We start from the raw sequence: 21,019 nt of genomic DNA, 5'->3' as shown, positions 1-21,019 counted from the left end.
GTTACGCGAGCCGGGTTGACCGCGTGGGTGTTATCGCTAACACTACTCCTCGCCGTCACCGGAACGGGTGACGGGGACCACGTCGGAGCGGACGGAAGGGGATGCCGGTGGCCGAACGACCCCGCACCGGCGGTCCCGTCAAGGTGACCGCGGCAGGCACGCGGCAGCCGAGCCTGACCGACGTCGCGGGAGTGGCGGGCGTGTCCCACATGACCGTGTCCCGGGTGATCAACGGGACCGGCCCGGTGCGCCCCGAGACCCGGGCCCGGGTGCTCGCCGCGATCGAAGAACTGGGCTACCGCCCCAACTCCGCGGCTCGCGCGCTGGTCACCGGGCGGACCGGCACGCTCGGTGTCGTCGCGCTCGAGTCCAACTTGTACGGTCCGGCCAGCACGCTCTACGGCATCGAGAACGCCGCCCGCGAAGCCGGGTACGCGATCACGATCTCCAGCGTCAGCCGGCCGGGCCGGTCGTCGATCGCCGACGCGGTGGAGAACCTCCGCCGCCAGGCGGTCGAAGGCATCATCGTCATCGCGCCGCACGTCACCGCGGGCCGGGCGCTCGAGGCCGCGCCCGCGGACTTCCCGGTCGTCGCGGTCGGCGGCGGCGAAACCGCGCCGGTGCCGGTGATCTCCGTCGACCAGCGCGACGGCGCCCGCCGGGCCACCGAACACCTCCTGGCGCTGGGCCACCGCATGGTGTGGCACGTCGCCGGTCCGGAGGACTGGCTGGAGGCCCGCGACCGCGAGCTCGGCTGGCGGGAAACCCTGGAACGCCACGGTGTTCCGGCGCCGCGGGTGGTCCGCGGCGACTGGAGCTCGCGCTCCGGCTACGAGGCGGGGCGATCCCTCGCCAAGGAACGCGATCTGGACGCCGTCTTCGCCGGCAACGACCAGATGTCGCTGGGCCTGCTCCGCGCGTTCGCCGAGGCGGGCATCTCGGTGCCGCGGGACGTGCGGGTCGCCGGCTTCGACGACGTGCCCGAGGCGGCGTACTTCACCCCGCCGCTGACCACGGTGCGCCAGGACTTCATCGAGGTCGGCCGGCGCACGTTCGGCCTGCTGACCGAGCGGATGGACGGGGGCGACCGGCACGCGCGGGCCCTGGTCGTGCCCGAGCTGATCGTCCGCGAGAGCACCGGGCCGCGCTAGCGCGGTCGCCTGCCCGGAGCCGGAAGACCACCTCCGAATGTTAACGCTAACAGAATTGATCACCGTCGATCGAGGAGTGAACGTGCTGAAGAAGCGATGGGCCGCAGCGGCGGCCGCGGCGGCCGGACTCGTCCTGCTCACCGCCTGCGGTGGCGGGAGTGGCTCGGGTGCCACCGGCGGGGCGATCACGCTCGGCTTCGCCCAGGTGGGCGCCGAGAGCGGGTGGCGCACCGCGAACACGAAGTCGATCCAGGAGTCGGCGAAGACCGCCGGCATCGAGCTGAAGTTCTCCGACGCGCAGCAGAAGCAGGAGAACCAGATCTCGGCCATCCGCTCCTACATCCAGCAGAAGGTCAAGGTCATCGCCTTCTCGCCGGTCGTCGAGTCCGGCTGGGAGACGGTGCTCAAGGAGGCCAAGACCGCCAACATCCCGGTCATCCTCACCGACCGGGCGATCGACTCGCCGGACAAGTCGCTCTACAAGACCTTCCTCGGCTCGGACTTCATCGCCGAAGGCAAGAAGGCGGGCGAGTGGCTGACCAAGGAGTTCGGCAGCGCCACCGGCCAGGTGAACATCGTGGAGCTGCAGGGCACCACGGGTTCGGCCCCGGCGAACGACCGCAAGAAGGGCTTCGCGGACGTCATCGCGGCGGACCCGAAGTACAAGATCGTCGCCTCGCAGACCGGTGAGTTCACCCGCGCCAAGGGCAAGGAGGTCATGGAGGCCTTCCTGAAGTCCCAGCCCAAGATCGACGTCCTCTACGCCCACAACGACGACATGGCCCTCGGCGCCATCGAAGCGATCCAGGCCGCGGGCAAGGTGCCGGGCAAGGACATCAAGATCGTCTCGGTCGACGGGGTCAAGGACGCGCTGCAGGCGCTGGCCGACGGCAAGATCAACCACGTCGTCGAGTGCAACCCGCTGCTCGGCCCGCAGCTGATGGACCTGGTGAAGAAGGTCGCCGCCGGCGAGTCGGTGCCCGAGCGCATCGAGACCCAGGAGACCGAGTTCGACCAGGCGTCGGCGAAGGCCGCCCTGCCGCAGCGCCAGTACTGAGGGGTCCCGCATGCCCGCCGAAATCCTCACCATGTCCGGGATCCGCAAGGAGTTCCCCGGCGTCCTCGCCCTCGACGGCGTCGACTTCCGCCTGTTCCCGGGCGAGGTCCACGCGCTGATGGGCGAGAACGGCGCCGGCAAGTCCACGCTGATCAAGGTGCTCACCGGCGTGCACGGGGTGGACGCGGGCACGATCACCCTGGCCGGGACCGCCGTCGCCTTCGGCGGTCCCGGCGAGGCGCAGCAGGCCGGCGTCAGCACGGTCTACCAGGAGGTCAACCTCTGCCCGAACCTCTCGGTCGCGGAGAACGTCTGCCTCGGCCGGGAACCGCGCCGCTTCGGCCGCATCCAGTGGGGCCCGATGCGGCGGCGGGCCGAGGAGCTGCTCGCCCGGCTGGACGTCCACGTGGACGTCTCGGCCGAGCTGAGCACCTGCTCGATCGCGGTGCAGCAACTGGTCGCGATCGCCCGCGCGCTCGACGTCGACGCGCGGGTCCTGGTGCTCGACGAGCCGACGTCCAGTTTGGACGCCGGCGAGGTCGAGCAGCTGCTGCGGGTCGTCCGGTCGCTGCGGGACGAGGGCCTGGCCATCCTGTTCGTCTCCCACTTCATCGACCAGGTCTTCGCGATCGCCGACCGGATGACCGTGCTGCGCAACGGAAAACTCATCGGCGAATACCGCACGGCCGACATCACGCCGGTCGAGCTGGTCACCAAGATGATCGGCAAGGAGCTGCGCGTCCTCGAAACGCTGGAGGACTCCGGTCCCACCCGGGCCGAGGTCGCGGACGCGCCGGTGCTGCTGGCGGCCGAAGACCTCGGCCGCAAGGGCGGCGTCGAGCCGTTCACCCTGGACATCCACGCGGGCGAGGTGGTCGGCCTGGCCGGCCTGCTCGGCTCCGGGCGTACCGAGCTGGCCCGGCTGCTGTTCGGGGCCGACCACGCCGACAGCGGATCCGTCCGCGTCGACGGGGCGGCCACGAACCTGCGCACCCCGCGCGCCGGCCTCGACCACCGGATCGCGTTCTGCTCGGAGAACCGCAAGACCGAAGGCCTGGTCGAGGAACTCACCGTCCGCGAGAACATCGTCCTCGCGCTCCAAGCCTCCCGGGGCTGGGCCCGCCCGCTGTCCCGGCGGCGCCAGGACGAGATCGCGGGGAAGTACATCAAGACGCTCGACATCCGCCCCACCGATCCCGAGGCGCTCGTCGGCAACCTGTCCGGCGGCAACCAGCAGAAGGTGCTGCTCGCCCGCTGGCTCATCACCGAACCGCGGCTGCTCATCCTCGACGAGCCGACCCGCGGCATCGACATCGGCGCCAAGACCGAGATCCAGCGGCTGGTCACCCAGCTCTCGGCCGACGGCATGGCCGTCGTGTACATCTCCGCCGAGCTGGACGAGGTCCTGCGGCTGAGCCACCGCGTCGTCGTGCTGCGCGACCGGAAAGTGGTGGCCCAGCTGGCGAACCAGGCCCTCACCGCCGACGACATCATGGCCACGATGGCCGAGGGAGCCGTCTCATGACCAAGCACCGGTTGTTCTGGCCCGTCGTGGCGCTGCTCGCGCTGCTGCTGGGCGACCTGATCGCGAGCCCCGCGTTCTTCTCGATCGAGATGCGCGACGGTCACCTCTACGGGAACCTCGTCGACATCCTCAAGAACGGCGCCCCGCTGATCCTCATCGCGATCGGCATGACGCTCGTGATCGCCACCCGCGGCATCGACCTCTCGGTCGGCTCGGTCGTGGCGATCAGCGGCGCGCTCGCCTGCCTCTGGGTCAGCGACCACCCCGACGGCGCCGGCGCCACACTGGTCGCGTTCGGCCTGGCACTCGGCCTTTCGCTGCTGCTGGGGGCGTGGAACGGCTGGCTCGTCGCCGCACTGGGCATCCAGCCGATCATCGCCACGCTGATCCTGATGGTCGCCGGGCGGGGGATCGCGCAGCTGATCTCCGGCGGCCAGATCATCACCGTCAACTCCGGCTCCTTCGAATGGATCGGCAGCGGGTTCCTGTTCACCCTGCCCAGCGCGATCCTCATCGCGCTGGCGGTGTTCGTGCTGGCGTCGGTGCTGGTGCGCCGGTCCGCGCTGGGCATGCTGGTCGAGGCGGTCGGCGGCAACCCCGAAGCCAGCCGGCTGGCCGGGCTGCGGTCGGCGCGGCTCACCTGGCTGGTGTACGTCTTCTGCGCGCTGTGCGCGGGCATCGCCGGGCTGATGATCAGCGCGAACGTGCACAGCGCCGACGCCAACCACGCCGGGCTGTTCATCGAGCTCGACGCGATCCTCGCCGTCGTCGTCGGCGGCACCCAGCTCACCGGGGGCCGGTTCTCCCTCGGCGGCGCGGTGATCGGCGCGCTGCTCATCCAGACGCTGACCACCACCGTCTACGCCCTCGGCATCCCGCCCGAGGCGATCATGCTGTTCAAGGCCGTGGTCGTGCTGGCGGTGTGCCTGCTGCAGTCGCCCGCGTTCCGCCGCAAGCTCCGGCGGCGCCGGACACCCCAGGCCGGGCAGCCGGCGCCCACGTCCGCTCCGGAGAAGATCGAGGTCACGGCATGACCACCCTGGACCGCGTCCGCGGCTACCGGCCGAAGCAGCGGCACGTCCCGATCCTCGCGACGATGGCGCTGCTCATCGGCGCGTACATCTTCGGCGCGTCGAGCTACGAGGCGTTCGGGTCCGGGCAGGTCGTGCTCGACCTGTTCATCAACAACGCCTTCCTGCTCGTGGTCGCGGTCGGGATGACGTTCGTGATCCTCACCGGCGGCATCGACCTGTCCGTCGGGTCGGTGGTCGCACTGTCCACAGTGATCTCCGGCGACCTGCTGCAGAAGCACGGCTGGCCCGCGTACGCGGCGATCGCGGTGGTGCTGGTGGTCGGCGCGCTGCTCGGCGCCGGGATGGGCGCGCTCATCCACTTCTTCGAGATCCAGCCGTTCATCGCGACGCTGATCGGGATGTTCTTCGCCCGCGGCCTCTGCTACACGATCAGCACGGAGGCGTACTCGATCGACAACCCGACGATCGCCACCCTCGCCCAGACGCAGATCCCGCTCGGCGGGGAGCTGCACATCTCGATCAGCGTGGTGGCCGCCCTGGTCGTCGTCGCCGTCGCGGGGTACGTGCTGGCCTTCACCCGGTTCGGGCGCACGGTCTACTCGATCGGCGGCAACGCACAGTCCGCGATGCTGATGGGCCTCAAGACCGGCCGCACGAAGATCGCGGTGTACACGATCAGCGGCTTCTGCTCGGCCCTCGGCGGGCTGCTGCTGGTGCTGTACAAGTCTTCCGGCGACCCGCTCAACGGCGTCGGCCTGGAGCTGACCGCGATCGCCGCGGTGGTCATCGGCGGCACCATCCTCACCGGCGGTTCCGGCTACGTGCTGGGCACCGTGCTCGGGATCATGGTGCTGGGCATCATCCAGACGCTGATCACCTTCGACGGCACCCTCAACTCCTGGTGGACCTCGATCATCACCGGGGCCCTCCTGTTCGTCTTCATCGTCCTGCAACGCCTCGTCACCCGCCGAACCCCCTGACTGTGAGCGTTCACACTCGAAGGAGAGTCATGCTCCGCAGAATCCGGCGTCTCCTGGCCGTGCTCGCGGCCCTGACCCTGTTCTCCGCCATGCCCGTCACGGCTGCCGTGGCCGAGGCCGACCCGGCGCTGGCCGGGCATTGGACGTTCGACGAAGGCAGCGGGACGACCGCCGCCGACAGCGCAGGGGCGCACCCCGCCACCCTGAACGGCGGCGCGGGCTGGGGCCCGGGCATCCGCGGCGGTGCCCTGACCACCGACGGGGCCGGGGGTTTCGCCGACGCCGGTGCGCCCGTGCTGGACACCACGAAGAGCTTCTCGGTCAGCAGCTGGGTCAAGCTCGACAAGATCTCGGGCTTCCAGACGTTCGTGAGCGTCGACGGGAACCAGGTCAGCAACTTCTTCCTGCAATTCCGCGACGACTCGCGCCGGTTCGCCTTCACCCGCCTCGCCGGGGACGCCCCGGCCGACGGTGTGGTCGCCTCGGCGAACTTCGACCCCGTCATCGGCCAGTGGTACCAGCTCACCGGCGTGTTCGACGCCGCCGCGTCGACGCTGGCCCTGTACGTCGACGGCACCCGCCAGGCGACCGTCGCCGCGCCGGCCGGCTGGGCCGGCACCGGGCACCTGGTGATCGGCCGCGGCAAGTACGGCGGCAACCCGGTGGACTACGTCGACGGCACGATCGACGACGTCCGCGCCTACACCGGCGCGCTGACCGCGGCCGACGCCGCCCGCCTGGCCATCGCCGGGCACTGGCGGCTCGACGAGGGCACCGGCACCACCGCGGCGGACGACTCCCTCGACGCGCGCACCGCCACCCTCACCGGCGGCGCCACCTGGGGTGAGGGTGTGGTCGGCCCGCACGGCGTCGTGTTCAACGGCACCGACGCCTCCGTCGAGGCCCCGGCCCCGGTCGTCGACACCGCGCAGAGCTTCTCGGTGTCCGCGTGGGTGAAGCCGACAACGGCCACCGGCTTCCGGACCGCGGTCAGCGTCGACGGCTCGACGATCAGCGGCTTCTACCTCCAGCGCACCGCCGACGGCCGGTTCGCGTTCACCCGTCGTGCGTCCGACGGCGACACGGCGTCGTCCTCGGCGGTGTCCACCCTGCCCGCCCAGGCCGACCAGTGGCAGCACGTCGTCGGTGTCTACAACCGGGCGGCCGGCACGCTTTCCCTGTACGTCAACGGAACCCTGCAGCAGAGCGTCCTGTTCACCACGCCGTGGATCGCGGGCGGGCACCTGGTCGTCGGACGCGGCAAGTGGGCCGGCAGCCCGGCCGACTGGTTCGCCGGGGGAGTCGACGACGTCCGCGCCTACCCGACCCCGCTCACCGGCTCCGCGGTCGCCGCACTCGCCGCGAGCGGGTCGTGGCACTTCGACGAAGGCACGGGCACGGTCGCGCGCGACTCTTCGGCCAACGCGGCCGACGGCACGCTTCACGGCGCCACCTGGACCGCCGGCGCGGCGGGCAAGGCCGTCCAGTTCGACAGCAAGTCCACTGTGGACATGGGGACCTCGCCCGCGTTCGACACCGGCACCGGCTCGCTGTCCCTGGCCGCATGGTTCCGCACCGCGTCGGACGGCACCCTCGTCGATCACGGCGACGGTTACGCGCTCGGCGTGACCGGGGGCAAGCTCACTGCTCGCGTCGGCACGATCCAGGTGACCACGAATGGCGGCGGGCTCGCCGACGGCAACTGGCACCACGCGGCCGTCGTCCTGGACCGCACTTCGCAGCGGCTCACCGTCTACGCCGATGGCGACGCGGCCGCAGTCACCGGCACCTGCGGGACGCCGACCGGCACCACGCTCGACGTCTCGGCCTGCCCGGCCTCCGGCAGCAGCGCGGCGGCCTTCACCGTCGGCACCGGGTTCACCGGCGCGATCGACGAGGTCGAGCTGCGCCGCTTCCCGCTCACCGCGGCCCAGGTCGGCACCCTCGCCGGAGCCAACCAGCTCGCGGTCGACGCCAACGTCGTCCGCGCCAACACCCGCCCGACCACCTACGGCTCGATCCTCGAGGACATCAGCCACTCCGTCGAAGGCGGCCTCTACGCCGAACTGGTCCGCAACCGTACGTTCAAGGAGACCTACCAGCGCAACAGCGGCGCGGGGGACACCGCGGTCCCGTACTGGTCGCTGCTCACCTCGCCGGGCGCGACGGGCACGTACGCGATCGACACCGCCACGCCGCTGAACACCGCCTTGGACCGGTCGCTGAAGCTGCACGCCGACGCGGTCCCGGCCGGCGGCCGGATCGCCGCCGCCAACGTGGGTTTCTACGGCATCGCCGCAAAACCGTCCACGAAGTACACCGGCAGCTTCTTCGCCAAGGGCACGTGGACCGGCGGCCTCCGGGTCAGCCTGGAGAAGCCGGACGGCACGGTGCTGGCGAGCAAGGACGTCCAGCCGGTCGGCGCGGGCTGGGCGCAGCAGACGTTCAGCTTCACCACACCGTCGACGATCACCGCGTCCACCGACAACCGGATCGTCGTGTCGCTGGTGAACAAGGGCAAGAAGGCGCTCGCCGGCGACGCCTGGTTCCAGCAGGTGTCGCTGTTCCCGCCGACCTTCAAGAACCACGGCGTCCGGCTGGACCTCGGGCAGAAGCTCGCCGCGATGAAGCTCGGCCTCTTCCGCGTCCCCGGTGGCAACTACCTCGAAGGCAACACCCTCGACACGCGGTTCGCGTGGAAGAACACCATCGGCCCCCTCGAACAGCGGCCCGGCCACCAGAACACCGCGTGGGGTTATTGGTCCACCGACGGCTTCGGCATCCTCGACTACCTGAAGCTCGCCGAGGACATCGGCGCCCAGCCGCTGCTCGGGCTGTTCGCCGGCTACACGCTCAACGGCCAGCACGTCGACCAGGCCGACTACCCGCAGTACGTTCAGGAAGCCCTCGACGAGATCGAGTACGCCATCGGCGACGCCTCCACGACGTGGGGCGCGAAGCGGGCCGCCGACGGGCACCCGGCGCCGTTCGACCTGCGCTACGTCGAGGTCGGCAACGAGGACTGGTTCGACAGTTCGGGTAGCTACGCCTGGCGCTTCACCGACATGTACAACGCCGTCAAGGCGAAGTACCCGCAGCTGACGGTCATCGCGACGACCGGCGGCCTGCAGGGCGGGGCCGCGTCGAGCACCCCGACCGGCGTGCGCCCGGACGCCGCGGACGACCACTACTACCAGTCGCCGCAGTGGTTCACCGACAACTCGACCCGCTACGACACCGCGGACCGCAGCGGCCCGGAGATCCTCGTCGGTGAGTACGGCGCCCAGGACGGCCGGCCCACCGGCACCCTGGCCGCCGCGATCGGCGAAGCCGCGTTCCTCACCGGGCTGGAACGCAACAGCGACATCGTCATCGGCTCGATGTACGCGCCGGTGCTGGTGCACGAAAACCAGTCCAACTGGCCGGTCAACCTGATCGGCCTCGACGCCGGGAGCAGTTACGGCTCGCCGTCGTACTGGGTGCAGCAGATGTTCTCCAGCACGCTCGGCAAGCAGATCGTCACCAGCCGCCTCAACCAGGGCAGCCCGCTGCGGCAGGTGGTCAATGTGACCACCAAGGGGGGGAAGAAGACGTTCACGGTCAAGCTCGTCAACCCGACCGGGCAGGTGCAGACCGCCCGGCTGGCGCTGACCGGCGTCACGGCGGTCGACGGCACCGGGACGCTCACCACGCTCACCGGCGACCCGGCGGGCCGCAACAGCCTCGCCGCGCCGACCGCGATCGTGCCGCAGACCAGGGAGATCACCGGGCTGGCGGCGACGTCGAAGCTGACGTTGCCCGCGAACTCCGTGACGACTCTCGTGATGACCGGCCGTTGAGCCATCCCAGGAAGGAACCAGAAGTGTCAGCAGACCCTCTCGTCGTCGGCGTCGACTTCGGCACGCTCTCCGGGCGTGCGGTGGTCGTGCGCGTGGCCGACGGCGCCGAACTGGGCAGCGCGGTCTTCGAGTACCCGCACGGCGTGCTCGACGAGACGCTGCCCGCCACCGGCCGCGCGTTGCCACCGGACTGGGCGCTGCAGGTGCCGGCGGACTACGTCGGGGTGCTGCGCACTGCCGTCCCCGCCGCGATCACCGCGGCGGGGGTGGACCCGGCCGATGTGATCGGCGTCGCCACCGACTTCACCGCGTGCACCATGGTGCCGACGACCGCCGACGGCACACCGCTGTGCGAGCTGCCCGAGTTCGAAGGCAACCCGCACGCGTACGTGAAGCTGTGGAAGCACCACTCGGCCCAGCCGCAGGCCGTGCGGATCAACGACCTGGCCCGCGCCCGCGGCGAGAAGTGGCTCCCGCGTTACGGCGGGCTGATCTCGTCGGAATGGGAGTTCGCCAAGGGACTCGAGGTGTTCGAAGAGGCGCCGGACGTCTACGCGGCGATGCGGCACTGGGTCGAGGCGGCCGACTGGATCGTCTGGCAGCTCACCGGAACCTACGTCCGCAACGCCTGCACCGCCGGGTACAAGGGCATCCTGCAGGACGGCCAGTACCCGAGCCGCGACTTCCTCCGCGAACTGGCCCCGGGCTTCGAGTCCTTCGTCGCCGACAAGCTGGAACACCCCCTGGGTGAGCTGGGTGCCCGCGCAGGCGGCCTCAGCGCGGAGGCCGCCGCCTGGACCGGGCTGCCCGAAGGCATCGCGGTCGCCGTGGGCAACGTGGACGCGCACGTCACCGCACCCGCCGCGAACGCCGTCGAGCCCGGGCAGATGGTGGCGATCATGGGCACCTCGACGTGTCACGTGATGAACGGCGCCGAACTGCGTGAGGTCCCCGGCATGTGCGGGGTGGTCGACGGCGGGATCGTCCCCGGGCTGTGGGGTTACGAGGCCGGGCAGAGCGGTGTGGGCGACATCTTCGGCTGGTTCACCGAGCACTTCGCGAGTGACGGTCACGAGCAGCTGACCCGGCTGGCCGCGCAGCAGGAGATCGGCGAACACGGCCTGGTCGCGCTGGACTGGCACAGCGGCAACCGGTCGGTGCTCGTCGACCACGAGCTGTCCGGCGTCATCGTCGGCCAGACCCTCGCCACCCGCGCCGAGGACGTCTACCGCGCGCTGCTGGAAGCCACGGCCTTCGGCACCCGCAAGATCATCGAGACCTTCGGGGACGCCGGGGTGCCGGTCACCGAGCTGATCATCGCGGGCGGGCTGATGAAGAACACGCTGCTGATGCAGATCTACGCCGACGTCACGAACCTGCCGCTGTCGGTCATCGGCTCCGAGCAGGGGCCCGCGCTCGGGTCGGCGATCCACGCGGCCGTGGCCGCCGGGGCCTACCCGGACATCCGCGCGGCCGCCGCCGCGATGGGTTCGGTCCAGCGTGCGGTGTACCAGCCGGTGCCCGCGCACGTCGCCGCGTACGACGAGCTGTACGCCGAATACACGACGTTGCACGACTACTTCGGCCGCGGCGCCAACGATGTCATGCACCGCCTGGCGGCCCGCCGCCGAGCCGTCGCGAAAGGACGGTCTTGATGTCTCTGACCGACGAAGTCCTCGACACCATCGCCGAACTCCGGGAGACCGTGGCGAACCTGCACGGCGAGCTGACCCGCAACGCGCTGGTCATCTGGACCGCGGGCAACGTCTCGGCGCGGGTCCCCGGCCGCGAGCTGATGGTCATCAAGCCGTCGGGCGTGTCCTACGACGACCTGTCCGCCGACACGATGGTGGTCACCGACCTGCACGGCGAGCTGGTGCACGGTGAGCTCGCGCCGTCGTCCGACACCGCCGCGCACGCCTACGTCTACCGGCACCTGCCGGAGATCGGCGGGGTCGTCCACACGCATTCCACCTACGCGACGGCGTGGGCGGCCCGCGGTGAGCCGATCCCGTGCGTGCTGACGATGATGGCCGACGAGTTCGGCGGCCCGGTCCCGGTCGGGCCGTTCGCGCTGATCGGCGACGACTCGATCGGCCGCGGCATCGTCGAAACGCTGCGCACCAGCCGCTCCAAGGCGGTGCTGATGCGCAACCACGGCCCGTTCACCGTCGGCCGCACCGCCCGCGACGCGGTCAAGGCCGCGGTGATGGTCGAGGACGTCGCCCGCACCGTGCACAAGGCCTTCGAGCTCGGCACGCCCGAACCCCTCCCACCCGAGGACGTCGACCGGCTCTACGCCCGGTACCAGAACGTCTACGGCCAGCACTGAAACGCTTCCAGGAGAAACGATGACCCGCGCGTCGAAACCCCAGCTCTGGTTCCTCACCGGCAGCCAGGCCCTCTACGGCGAGGAGACCCTCGAGCAGGTCGCCGGCCAGTCCCTGCGGATCCAGCAGCTCCTGGCCGCCTCCGGCGGGCTGCCGGCCGAGATCGTCGGCAAGCCGGTGCTGACCGAGGCCTCCTCGATCCGCCGGGTCCTGCAGGAGGCCAACGCCGACGCCGCCTGCGTCGGCGTCATCGCATGGATGCACACCTTCTCGCCCGCGAAGATGTGGATCACCGGGCTGGACGCGCTGCGCAAACCGCTGCTGCACCTGCACACCCAGCTCAACGAAGCGCTGCCGTGGTCCACCATCGACATGGACTTCATGAACCTCAACCAGGCCGCGCACGGCGACCGCGAGTTCGGGTTCATCCAGACGCGGCTCGGCGTCCCGCGCAAGACCGTCGCCGGGCACGTCTCCGACCCGGTCGTCGTCGCGCGGATCGACGCGTGGGCGCGGGCCGCGATCGGTGCCGACCACCTGCGGAACCTGCGCCTGGCCCGGTTCGGCGACAACATGCGCGACGTCGCCGTCACCGAGGGGGACAAGGTCGAGGCCGAACTGCGGTTCGGTGTCTCGGTCAACACCTACGGGGTGAACGACCTCGTCGAGCTGGTCGACCAGGTGTCCGAAAAGGACACAGTGGATGGTCTGGTAGCGGCCTACGCCGAAGACTACGACGTCGTCCCGGAGCTGGCGGCCGGGGGAGCGCGGCACGACTCCCTCCGCTACGCGGCCAAGATCGAAGCCGGGATGCGGAAGTTCCTCACCGATGGCGGATTCGGCGCGTTCACCACGAACTTCGAGGACCTCGGCGGCCTCCGCCAGCTGCCCGGGCTCGCGGTGCAGCGGCTGATGGCCGACGGTTACGGCTTCGGCGGTGAGGGCGACTGGAAGACCTCCGCGCTGCTGGCGGCGGTCAAGGCGATGGGCGCCGGCCAGGACCGCGGCACGTCGTTCATGGAGGACTACACCTACCACTTCGGGCCGGGTACGCCGAAGATCCTCGGCGCGCACATGCTGGAGGTCTGCCCCAGCATCGCCGCTGCCAAGCCGTCCTGCGAGATCCACGCGCTGGGCATCGGCGGGCGTGAGGACCCGGTCCGGCTGGTGTTCGACGCCGCGCCCGGCCCCGGCGTCACCCTCGGCCTGGTCGACCTCGGCGACCGGTTCCGGCTGGTCGCCAACGAGATCGAGGTCGTCCCGCCGGACGAGCCGCTGCCGAACCTGCCGGTCGCGCGGGCGGTGTGGGAGCCGGCGCCGTCGCTGGCGACGTCCGCGGAGTCGTGGATCACCGCGGGCGGCCCGCACCACACCGTGCTCACCCAGGCCGTGGGCACGGAGACCCTTCGCGACTTCGCGAACCTGCTCGGCGTCGAGCTGCTGGTGATCGACCAGGACACGACCCCGCACGACTTCGCCGACCGCATCCGCTGGAACCAGGCCTACCACCGGCTCGCTCAAGGTTTCTGAGAAAGGAAGAAGGAACAATGAAGTTCACCAGAACACTCGCGGGGATCGCTGCCGCGGGGCTCGTGCTCACGCTGTCGGCGTGCGGTTCGAGCCAGAAGACCGCCGACCAGACGGCGGCACCCGGCGCCGCCGCGGCGGCGGGCGGCCTCGTCGGCGTCACCATGCCGACGAAGTCGTCGGAACGCTGGATCCACGACGGCGACAACATCAAGTCGGCGCTGGAGAAGCTCGGCTACAAGGTCGACCTGCAGTACGCCGAGAACGACATCCCCACCCAGGTGAACCAGATCGAGAACCAGATCACCAAGGGCGCCAAGCTCCTGGTGATCGCCTCGATCGACGGCACCGCGATCACCACCCAGCTGCAGGAGGCGGCCGACCGCAAGATCCCGGTCATCGCCTACGACCGGCTGATCCGCAACTCGCCCAACGTCGACTACTACGCCACGTTCGACAACTTCAAGGTCGGCGTCGAGCAGGCGAACTCGCTGGTCAAGGGGCTGGGTGACGGCGCGGGCCCGTTCAACATCGAGCTGTTCGCCGGTTCGCCGGACGACAACAACGCCACCTTCTTCTTCAACGGCGCGATGTCCGTGCTCAAGCCGCTGATGGACAGCGGCAAGCTCGTGGTCAAGAGCGGGCAGACCGACTTCGCCCGCGCAGCCATCCTGCGCTGGGACCCGGCCACCGCGCAGCGCCGCATGGAGGACCTGCTCACCAAGACCTACACCGGTGGCGCCAAGGTCGCCGGCGTGCTCTCGCCGTACGACGGCCTGTCGATCGGCATCCTCTCGGCCCTGAAGAGCAACGGCTACGGCACCGCCGGCCAGCCGTACCCGATCGTCACCGGGCAGGACGCCGAGGTCGCCTCGGTCAAGTCGATCATCGCCGGTGAGCAGTACTCGACGATCTTCAAGGACACCCGCATCCTCGCCGACACCACGGTGAAGATGGCCGACGCGGTGCTCAAGGGCGGCAAGCCCGAGGTCAACAACACGACCGACTACGAGAACGGCAAGAAGATCGTGCCGTCCTTCCTGCTGCAGCCGGTCACCGTGGACAAAGCCAACTACCAGAAGGAGCTCGTCGACTCCGGCTACTACACGGCGGGTCAGCTGAAATGACCGAACTGCTCGGCATGCGCGGGATCACCAAGACCTTCCCCGGGGTCAAGGCGCTGTCGGACGTCACCCTTTCCGTGAACAGCGGCGAGATCCACGCGATCTGCGGGGAGAACGGCGCCGGGAAGTCCACCTTGATGAAGGTGCTTTCCGGCGTCTACCCGCACGGGACGTACGACGGTGAGATCCACTTCGACGGGCAGCGGTGCGAGTTCGGTTCGGTGCGCGACAGTGAGCGGCACGGAATCGTGATCATCCACCAGGAGCTCGCGCTGTGCGGGCAGCTCTCGATAGCGGAAAACATCTTTCTCGGCAACGAACGCGGCAAGCGGGGCTGGATCGACTGGAACCGCACCAACCACGAGGCCGGCGCGCTGCTCCGGCGCGTCGGCCTCGCGGAGAACCCGGTCACCCCGGTGCGGGACCTCGGGGTCGGCAAGCAGCAGCTGGTCGAGATCGCCAAGGCGCTGTCCAAGGAGGTCCGGCTGCTGATCCTCGACGAGCCCACCGCGGCGCTCAACGACGAGGACTCGGCGCACCTGCTGGACCTGCTGCGCGAGCTGCGGTCCGACGGCGTCACGTGCGTGATCATCTCGCACAAGCTCGGCGAGGTGACCGCGATCGCCGACACCGTCACGATCCTGCGGGACGGCCGCACCATCGACACCCTCGACGCGGCCGGCCTGACCGAAGAACGGATCATCACCGGAATGGTCGGGCGCGACCTCGAGCACCGGTTCCCGCCCCGGGAACCGGACATCGGCGAAGAGGTGCTGCGGATCGAGGACTGGACGGTGCACAGTCCCACCCAGGCCGGCCGGGTCGTCGTCGACCACGCGTCGCTTTCGCTGCGGCGCGGGGAGATCGTCGGGCTGGCCGGCCTGATGGGCGCGGGCCGGACGGAGCTCGCGATGAGCGTGTTCGGCCGGTCCTACGGCAAGGACATCTCCGGGCGGATCCTCAAGCACGGCGAGGAGATCGACGTCCGGTCGGTGCGCGACGCCGTCCGCCACGGCATCGCGTACGCCACCGAGGACCGGAAGCGCTACGGGCTCAACCTGATCGAGGACATCCAGCGCAACGTGTCCGCGGCCGGGCTGGGCAAGCTGGCCAAGCGCGGCTGGGTCAACGAGCACGCCGAACACGAGACGGCCGTCGGGTACCGGCGGAGCCTTTCGATCAAGGCACCGACCGTGCGCAGCGTGACCGGGAAGCTCTCCGGCGGCAACCAGCAGAAGGTCGTGCTGGCCAAGTGGATCTTCACCGACCCGGACGTGCTGATCCTCGACGAGCCGACCCGCGGCATCGACGTCGGCGCGAAGTTCGAGATCTACACGATCATCAACGAACTGGCCGCGCAGGGGAAGGCCGTGCTGGTCATCTCCTCCGAGCTGCCGGAGCTGCTCGGGCTCTGCGACCGGATCTACGCGCTGTCGGCCGGGCGGATCACCGGCGAGGCGACCCGCGAAGAAGCCACCCAGGAACTGCTCATGCAGTACATGACCAAGGAACGGCAATGACCACGACCGAAGCGCGTCCCGACGCGCCCCCGGCCGAGCGCTCCGCCCGGCGGATCTCGATCAACCCGCGCCAGAGCGGCATCTACGTCGCGTTCGCGCTGATCGTGGTGCTGTTCGAGGTGCTCACCGGCGGCGCGCTGCTGGAACCGCAGAACATCTCCAACATCATCGTGCAGAACTCCTACGTGCTGATCCTCGCGATCGGGATGATCCTGGTGATCATCTCCGGGCACATCGACCTGTCCGCCGGGTCGGTGGTCGCGATGACCGGCGCGGTCTCGGCCGTGCTGATGGTGAACTGGCACCTGCCGTGGTTCTGGGCGGTGCTGGTGACCCTCGTCGTCGGCGCGGCGATCGGCGCTTGGCAGGGTTACTGGGTCGCCTACTTCGGCATTCCGGCGTTCATCGTGACGCTCGCCGGGATGCTGGCGTTCCGGGCCCTGACCCTGACGGTGCTGGGCAACCAGGGCATCGGCCCGTTCCCGGACGCGATCCGCACGCTGTCCAACGGCTTCACCGACGGTTACCTGGGCAACATCGGCCTCGGCCCGCTCGGCGGCGCCGACCTGGTGTCGCTGCTCGCCGGCGTCGCGGCCGTCGCCGGGATCGGGTTCACGCAGTGGCGGAAGCGCTCGGCGCGGCTGGGCTACGGCCAGGACGTCGACCCGTTCGCGGTGTTCGTGCTGAAGATCGCCGGGATCGCGGTGCTGGTGCTGGCCCTGGTGGTGCAGCTGGCCCGGTTCAAGAACCTGCCGTGGGTGCTGATCCTGCTGGCGGCGCTGGTGCTGGGTTATTCACTGGTGGCCGGGAAGTCGGTGTTCGGCCGGCACATCTACGCCGTGGGCGGCAACCTGCAGGCCGCGACGCTTTCGGGCGTCAAGGTCAAGTCGGTGACGTTCTGGATCTTCGTCAACATGGGCGTGCTGGCGGCCCTGGCCGGGATCATCTTCGCGGGCCGGCTCAACCAGGCGGGCCCGACGGCGGGCGTCAACTTCGAGCTGGACGCGATCGCGGCGGCGTTCATCGGCGGCGCGGCGGTGCAGGGTGGCGTCGGCAAGGTGGTCGGCGCGATCACCGGCGGGTTGATCATGGCGGTGATCAACAACGGGATGTCGCTGATCGGCGCCCCGAGCGAGCGGGTGATGCTGGTGAAGGGCGTCGTGCTGCTGGCGGCGGTGGCGTACGACATCTGGACGAAGCGGCGCGCGGCTTCCTGAGTCAGTGTCGAAAGGGGCTTTCCCGTTCGACGGGAAAGCCCCTTTCTTTTTCGAAGTTCTCGAATTGCTTGACCGGGTGGTAACGGGACGGTCATAGTGCTGGTGATTCCCTCACCAGTGGAGGACCTTTCCATGCACAAAGCCGTGCGTTCCCTTGTGATTTCCTTGACCGTGGCCGCTTCCGTGGTCACCTCGGCCGGTGTTGCCACGGCGGCGACGTGGTCGTCCTCGGACAAATGGGCGACCTGGTCCCACGGTGGGTACACCGTCCGCAACGACGTCTGGGGCAGTGGTGCCGGCCCGCAGACCATCTGGGCGAATTCGTATTCCAACTGGGGTGTCTGGTCGGATCAGCCGAACACCGGCGGAGTGAAGACGTACCCGCATTCGGCGAAGAACGTCGGCAAGAAGCTCAGCGCGCTGAGCCGCGTCTCCAGCAGTTTCTCCGTGACGCGCCCGGGTAGCGGCGCTTACGAGACTGCCTACGACATCTGGGCGGACAACAACGCCTACGAAACGATGCTCTGGATGAACAAGCAGGGTGCGGTCGGCCCGCTGGGCAGCAAGCAGGCCACCGCGACGGTGGGCGGGCACACCTGGGACGTCTACCGGGGCTCGAACGGCTCGAACGCCGTGTTCTCCTTCGTGCGCACGTCGAACACGAACTCCGGCACCGTCGACGTCCTCGCGGTGCTGAACTGGATCCGGGGCCGGGGCTGGTTCGGCGACGTGACGCTCGGCGAGGTCCAGTTCGGCTTCGAGATCACCTCGTCGGCCGGCGGGCTGGACTTCGCGGCGAACAGCTACTCGGTCACCACTTCCTGAGCTATTTATGGAAAGTGAAGGAAGTTCACGTCTGGCGGTGTGATCGCTAACATCGACCCATGCCCGTGGACGACGCAGGTCCCGAGTCAGCCGAAAGCCCGCTCCGCGCGCGGGCCGTCGCCCGGCGGGGCACGCTGGGTGTGATCACGACGAGGTCCGCGGGCCCGGCGCTGCACGGGCTCCGTGCGGCGGCCCGGGAACACGGGTACGCGCTCAGCGTCTTCAGTGTTCCCGGCCGCGGCGCCGCGGTGCCGGCCGCGGTCGCCGGCCTGCGGCTGCAGGGGGTGGCCGGGATCGTGCTGCTCGACCCGCACCTGGCCGCCGAGCCGGCGCCGGTCACCGGGATCCCGCTCGTCGCGGCGGTGTCGGCCGACCAGCGTGAAGGCGCACGCAGGGCCACGGAACACCTGCTCGACATCGGTCACACGACCGTCTGGCACCTCGGCGGCCCCGAGAACGGGCCGATCGCCCGCGCCCGTGAGCGTGGCTGGCGGGAAGCCCTCGAACGGTACGGCGCGGACGTGCCGCCGGTCATCCGCGGCGACTGGTCGGCCCGGTCCGGGTATCGCGCCGGGCAGTCCCTCGCCGTCGAGTCGGGGTTGTGCGCGGTGTTCACGGCCAACGACCACATGGCCCTCGGCCTGCTCGCGGCGTTCACCGAAGCGGGGATGCGGGTGCCGCGCGACGCGCACGTCGTCGGTTTCGACGACGTTCCCGAAGCTGCCTACTTCGCACCGCCGTTGACCACCGTCCGCCAGGACTTCCTGGCCGCGGGACGGCAGACGCTGGATGTGCTCACCGCCCGCATCAACGGGGTGGCCGCCCCGGTGAGCGGGACGGTCGAGGCGGTGCTGGTGGTGCGGGAAAGCAGCCGCCCGGCCCGGTGGTGACCGGTTACCCTGAGGCGCATGGCGCGCACCCGGGGGACATCGCCCGCTTTCGACGCGGCGCTGGCGGAGGTGGCGCGCCGGGCGGGGGAGTTCACCCGGCTGCGGCACGTGCCTCGCGACGTCGTTGACAAGTTCCGCCTGGCCGGGTTCTACCGGGCGACCACACCGAAACGCTTCGGTGGTGACGCCCGGCCGCCCGCGGAGTTCCTCGCGATGGTCGAGCGGATGTCCGAAGTGGACGGATCGGCCGGCTGGGTCGCCAGCTTCGGCGCGTCGGGGGTGTATCTCGCCGCGCTGCCACCGGAAACCCAAGCCCGGCTGTACGCCGACGGCCCGGACCTCGTCTTCGCCGGTGCGCTCTTCCCGGTGCAGCCCGCCGAAGAGGAGCCGGGCGGGTTCCGCGTCCGCGGCCAGTGGCGCCTGGCCAGCGGCTGCCTCGCCGCCGACTACCTCGGCGTCGGCATCGGCACGGGGTCCACGGGCCGGCCGCGCACCGCCGTGCTGCCGGCCGGGCGGGTGGAGGTCGTCGACACCTGGGACGCGCTCGGCATGCGCGGCACCGGCAGCCACGACCTGCGGGTGGACGGCGCCTTCGTCCCCGCGGAGTGGACGTTCGTCCGCGGCGGCGGCGCGACGATCGACGAGCCGCTCTACCGCTATCCAGCGCTGGCGTACGCGTCGCAGGTGCTCGCGGTGGTCAACCTCGGCATCGCCCGCGCGGCCCTCAACCACGTGACCGGGTTCGGCGCGGGCCGCACCGGCTTGACCGGCGGTCCCGTCCTCGCGGACCGCGCGTACGCTCGGATCGCCCTCGCGAAGGCCGAGGCGGACCTCCGTTCGGTGCGCGCGTTCTTGTATGAAGCCACCGAAGAGGCTTGGGAAACGGCGTTGACGGGCACACCAGGGCCGGAGCAGGTGAGCCTGCTGCGCCTGGCAGCGGCCCACACGGCCCGCGTCGGCTTCGACGTGGTCCAGGCCGCGTACCGGCTCGGCGGCACGTCGGCGATCGAAGCCGACCACCCGCTGCAGCGCCACCTACGCGACGCGGCGGTGGTGCCCCAGCACGCGTTCCTGACCGAAGGCATGTACGACGCCGCAGGCGCGGTCTTCCTGGGCGCGCAACCCTTTCCGGGATTTCTCTGATCCGCCGCGTAACGCTGCGGGGCGCGACGGCGACATCGTTGCGGAATTGCCATCCTTCCCCCGATCGGCCACGGAGCGTGCGAATGCCGGAGAACCGCGGCAATGGAGTCGCCCAGCCCGATGTGGCCCAAGGCGCCCCGGTGGCCGACGTACTCGATGTAGTCCTGTCGACTCCGGTCGGCGCGCACGAGAAGAAGGCCCCGGTCCGGCTGTACCTCCTCTTGCGGCAGTACACGGGAATGGCTCTTTTCTACGTGGTCGCGGTTGTCGTGTTCTTCCTCATCACACAACCCGCCGATCTGGGTTTGACCACGATCGTGGGCCGCTGGGCAGGAATCGGTATCGCCATCGCCGGCCTCGGCGCACTTGTCGTGTTTCCTCGGCTGTGGCCGAGGAAAGTGACCGGGGACGATTCGCCGAGTTCGGCCCTGCCGACGTCCCCGGATACCCTGCACACCGGGCGTACCCGCAATGATCTGCTCATCGAGAACTATCACGCCATGACGGTGCGGCACGCTCGGAGCTCGTTCCGGAACTCTCAGGTGGCCATGGCGATCGGCTTGATCGAGCTGGGAGCAGGCGTGATCGTCGTGATGCGGTCGCCCGAGTGGACTCGGCAGCTGGTGGTCGGTGGTCTGGCGGCGATCGGCAGCACATTCTCCCAGCCGCTGGTGAGCCACTACCTCGAGTGCTCGCGCAAGGTTGCGAAGTAACTGGGGAGCGAGCGGCTCCGGGACAAAGCGCTGGATCGCGTGGTCGACAGAGCCTTGGAAAGCGCGACCGCTTCGGTGCCCACCTCGGCCGCCGCATCGAAGCACCGCAAAGGCGAATCCAGCGACCCCGGCGAAGGATGACCG

16 protein-coding genes are annotated in these 21,019 nt (G+C 70.0%); all 16 read left to right on the top strand.

The genetic code is table 11. From position 1 onward, the window contains the following. Positions 1-107: 107 nt before the first annotated feature. The 16 genes from ACIA5G_RS10595 to ACIA5G_RS10520 all read left to right on the top strand — a co-directional run bounded on the left by ACIA5G_RS10595 (position 108) and on the right by ACIA5G_RS10520 (position 20,875). Positions 108-1,151 (top strand): LacI family DNA-binding transcriptional regulator, encoded by a 1,044-nt coding sequence (locus tag ACIA5G_RS10595; RefSeq protein ID WP_395922341.1) that lies wholly within the window; start codon positions 108-110, stop codon positions 1,149-1,151. Positions 1,152-1,188: 37 nt separating this feature from the next. After that, positions 1,189-2,208: an ABC transporter substrate-binding protein gene (locus tag ACIA5G_RS10590; RefSeq protein WP_395922340.1), complete on the top strand. Its 1,020-nt coding sequence runs from the start codon at positions 1,189-1,191 to the stop codon at positions 2,206-2,208. Positions 2,209-2,218: 10 nt separating this feature from the next. Beyond that, the gene (locus ACIA5G_RS10585; RefSeq protein WP_395922339.1) at positions 2,219-3,733 is read left to right on the top strand and encodes a sugar ABC transporter ATP-binding protein; all 1,515 of its coding nucleotides are present in this window, start codon (positions 2,219-2,221) and stop codon (positions 3,731-3,733) included. Further along, positions 3,730-4,767, top strand: coding sequence for an ABC transporter permease (locus tag ACIA5G_RS10580; RefSeq protein ID WP_395922338.1), 1,038 nt, complete (start codon positions 3,730-3,732; stop codon positions 4,765-4,767). The genes ACIA5G_RS10585 and ACIA5G_RS10580 overlap by 4 nt, the downstream gene beginning before the upstream one ends. Next, complete coding sequence (gene yjfF / locus ACIA5G_RS10575; RefSeq protein WP_395922337.1) at positions 4,764-5,747, top strand: galactofuranose ABC transporter, permease protein YjfF; 984 nt, start codon at positions 4,764-4,766, stop codon at positions 5,745-5,747. The genes ACIA5G_RS10580 and yjfF overlap by 4 nt, the downstream gene beginning before the upstream one ends. A gap of 29 nt (positions 5,748-5,776) precedes the next feature. Beyond that, on the top strand, positions 5,777-9,586 hold the full coding sequence (locus tag ACIA5G_RS10570; protein ID WP_395922336.1) for a LamG-like jellyroll fold domain-containing protein: 3,810 nt from the start codon (positions 5,777-5,779) through the stop codon (positions 9,584-9,586). Positions 9,587-9,609: 23 nt separating this feature from the next. After that, positions 9,610-11,241: a ribulokinase gene (gene araB, locus ACIA5G_RS10565; RefSeq protein WP_395922335.1), complete on the top strand. Its 1,632-nt coding sequence runs from the start codon at positions 9,610-9,612 to the stop codon at positions 11,239-11,241. Next, positions 11,241-11,918, top strand: coding sequence for an L-ribulose-5-phosphate 4-epimerase (locus ACIA5G_RS10560; protein ID WP_395922334.1), 678 nt, complete (start codon positions 11,241-11,243; stop codon positions 11,916-11,918). The genes araB and ACIA5G_RS10560 overlap by 1 nt, the downstream gene beginning before the upstream one ends. A gap of 19 nt (positions 11,919-11,937) precedes the next feature. After that, complete coding sequence (gene araA / locus ACIA5G_RS10555; protein ID WP_395922333.1) at positions 11,938-13,446, top strand: L-arabinose isomerase; 1,509 nt, start codon at positions 11,938-11,940, stop codon at positions 13,444-13,446. A gap of 17 nt (positions 13,447-13,463) precedes the next feature. After that, positions 13,464-14,570, top strand: coding sequence for a multiple monosaccharide ABC transporter substrate-binding protein (chvE, locus tag ACIA5G_RS10550; RefSeq protein ID WP_395922332.1), 1,107 nt, complete (start codon positions 13,464-13,466; stop codon positions 14,568-14,570). Beyond that, a complete protein-coding gene (gene mmsA, locus ACIA5G_RS10545) occupies positions 14,567-16,087 on the top strand; it encodes a multiple monosaccharide ABC transporter ATP-binding protein (protein WP_395922331.1) in 1,521 nt (506 codons plus the stop codon). Before chvE ends, mmsA begins: the two co-directional genes overlap by 4 nt. Further along, positions 16,084-17,304: a multiple monosaccharide ABC transporter permease gene (mmsB, locus tag ACIA5G_RS10540; RefSeq protein WP_395922330.1), complete on the top strand. Its 1,221-nt coding sequence runs from the start codon at positions 16,084-16,086 to the stop codon at positions 17,302-17,304. Before mmsA ends, mmsB begins: the two co-directional genes overlap by 4 nt. A gap of 132 nt (positions 17,305-17,436) precedes the next feature. Continuing rightward, positions 17,437-18,129: a hypothetical protein gene (locus tag ACIA5G_RS10535; RefSeq protein WP_395922329.1), complete on the top strand. Its 693-nt coding sequence runs from the start codon at positions 17,437-17,439 to the stop codon at positions 18,127-18,129. Between the two features lie 59 nt (positions 18,130-18,188). Then, complete coding sequence (locus ACIA5G_RS10530) at positions 18,189-19,019, top strand: substrate-binding domain-containing protein (RefSeq protein ID WP_395922328.1); 831 nt, start codon at positions 18,189-18,191, stop codon at positions 19,017-19,019. A gap of 18 nt (positions 19,020-19,037) precedes the next feature. Next, positions 19,038-20,162 carry an acyl-CoA dehydrogenase family protein gene (locus ACIA5G_RS10525; RefSeq protein ID WP_395922327.1) on the top strand — a complete coding sequence of 375 codons (1,125 nt, stop codon included), beginning with the start codon at positions 19,038-19,040 and terminating at the stop codon, positions 20,160-20,162. A gap of 83 nt (positions 20,163-20,245) precedes the next feature. Next, complete coding sequence (locus ACIA5G_RS10520) at positions 20,246-20,875, top strand: hypothetical protein (RefSeq protein WP_395922326.1); 630 nt, start codon at positions 20,246-20,248, stop codon at positions 20,873-20,875. The last annotated feature ends 144 nt before the right edge of the window (positions 20,876-21,019 follow it).

It is taken from the genome of Amycolatopsis sp. NPDC051758, from assembly GCF_044453095.1.
In the GTDB taxonomy this organism is placed as follows: domain Bacteria; phylum Actinomycetota; class Actinomycetes; order Mycobacteriales; family Pseudonocardiaceae; genus Amycolatopsis.
Note: the sequence above shows the minus strand (reverse complement) of the source record. Positions and strands in the feature narration are given on the sequence as shown.